This is a genomic window from Salinimicrobium oceani (genome assembly GCF_012037645.1).
This window is the reverse complement of record NZ_JAAVJR010000928.1, coordinates 1-388: the sequence shown is the minus strand read 5'-3', so window position 1 is coordinate 388 and position 388 is coordinate 1. Positions and strand designations below refer to the sequence as shown.

Annotated in this window: 1 pseudogene; it reads right to left on the bottom strand. The window is 45.6% G+C overall.

The features are described from left to right. Positions 1–388, bottom strand: a pseudogene (locus HC175_RS20105) (SusC/RagA family TonB-linked outer membrane protein); the annotation flags it as partial.

The following is a 388-nucleotide window of genomic DNA, read 5'->3' as shown; positions in this document are numbered from 1 at the left end:
AATTCTTATATCTGAAGGTGTTGTTTAGCGAGAACGTGAAATCGGGGTTTGGGTTTCCTATAAAGGTACGGTCATCATCTGTGATCCTTCCGTCATTGTTAAGATCTCTGAACCTGATGTCTCCGGGCGCTGTACTGGTCGCAGGATTCGTTCCGGGAGATTGCACTGCGGCATTGTCGATCTCGGCCTGCGTCTGGAAAATTCCATCCTGAACGAACCCGTAGAAAACGTTGATTGGATATCCCGGCTGAATGCGCGCAAGATTGTAGTTTAGTCCAATTCCTCCTGTAGTTAGCGGTGTATCACTGTTGATATTGATCACCTCGTTATCATTGTAGGTGAAGACATAATCTGTACTCCAGCTGAAATCTTCTCTTGCAAAGTTGTA